Source organism: Gilliamella sp. Pra-s52 (assembly GCF_009795805.1).
In the GTDB taxonomy this organism is placed as follows: Bacteria; Pseudomonadota; Gammaproteobacteria; order Enterobacterales; family Orbaceae; genus Gilliamella.
The window spans coordinates 1-1,279 of record NZ_WTEY01000041.1 but is presented as its reverse complement, the minus strand read 5'-3'; the positions used below and the strand labels follow the sequence as shown (position 1 = coordinate 1,279).

Below are 1,279 nucleotides of genomic sequence, written 5' to 3'. Positions count from 1 at the left end.
ACTTGGACGGTTATGCGGCTTCTATTTGTTTGATTTTCTCATCAAGTTCTTGCAGAAATTTGATGACTTCTGTTTCTATCTCTTGAGCTAATACTTCGTCGTAATGAATTCGTATGCATCTAAAACTTAAATTATCGGGTAATCTATCGTCATAACTGACAAAATCGCACCATTTTCGACCCGTGCACATCATTTGCCATTGCATTTGTAAAATGTACTCACGTTTTGGCTTTAGTGATTGCATAAATTCTAAATGTGTCCACGTGTTTGGGCATTTGATTTCGATTAGTCCGTCATCATTTACTAGCCCGTCGGGGCTTGCTCCAGCGTTTTCTATTGTAGGGTGGGGTATAAAGCCAACTTCTTCAACGGTTACGTCAAATTGGTTTAGTATGTACATTTCTCTTGCTATTGGCTCTAACTCTGTGCCCCGTTGCATTGCGGCATTGGAGTATGATTCGGTCGGTTTTTCTGTTAGTCGTTCGCAAATTAGATGAGCTATGTAATTTTGGCGGCTAGTTGAATAACCGCTTTTTGTTTTAGCCATCACATCACTAATTCGGCTAGCTGTAACTTTACCTAGTCGTGCGTTAAACCATTCATCCGTTCGCTGTTGCATTATCAGCCTCTTTTGCCATATCATAGATACGACGTTTTTCACTAGACCCGATAAGTTTTTGGTCTTCAATTGATAATGATTTCCAAAAGTCACCCATTGCATCAATACCTTTTTGTGCAGATTGTTCAACCGCTTTGATTAATGATTCTCGTTTATTGTTGTTTATTAATGATTTTTCAGGGGTTTCCTCTTTTTCTGAGTTATCTAATACGTCATTTTCAACAATTTCCAATGCAGTCATGTATAAATACCGTCGTTGATATGTTTCTACTGCACCAATATTTTGGACGGGATGACACCCTTTTAAATTAGCGGAGGACATTGGAGATGAAAAAGTCACATTTGAATTATCATCAATATCATAAATTGTTAATGTGGCTAATTCATTATTGAATGAGACAATGCCACACAATCCAATTTCTGAAAAAATTAAATTTATATGAGGTAAAAAATCTTTTAATTCATAATAAAAAAACTTTGAAAATTTATTTTCACCAGTCTGCTTTATTTTTTTTTCTTGTAAAATCTTTCTTGCTAATATTAATTTGCTAAAAACGCTCATTTATTTTTATTCCTATTTTAATTAGTTGCCACTTCTAACATCCAACGAATCAGCCCAAATAATCCGCCTAATGTCACAATTAAGACACAAAAAAGGGC

Annotated in this window: 2 protein-coding genes; both read right to left on the bottom strand. The window is 35.3% G+C overall.

What is annotated here, in order from left to right; all coding sequences use genetic code 11:
* Positions 1-10: 10 nt before the first annotated feature.
* Positions 11-619, bottom strand: coding sequence for a lambda exonuclease family protein (locus GQ594_RS11845; protein ID WP_160413075.1), 609 nt, complete (start codon positions 617-619; stop codon positions 11-13).
* Entirely contained in the window at positions 600-1,181 is a 582-nt protein-coding gene (locus GQ594_RS11840) for an ERF family protein (RefSeq protein ID WP_160413073.1), read from the bottom strand. The genes GQ594_RS11845 and GQ594_RS11840 overlap by 20 nt, the downstream gene beginning before the upstream one ends.
* Between the last annotated feature and the right edge of the window lie 98 nt (positions 1,182-1,279).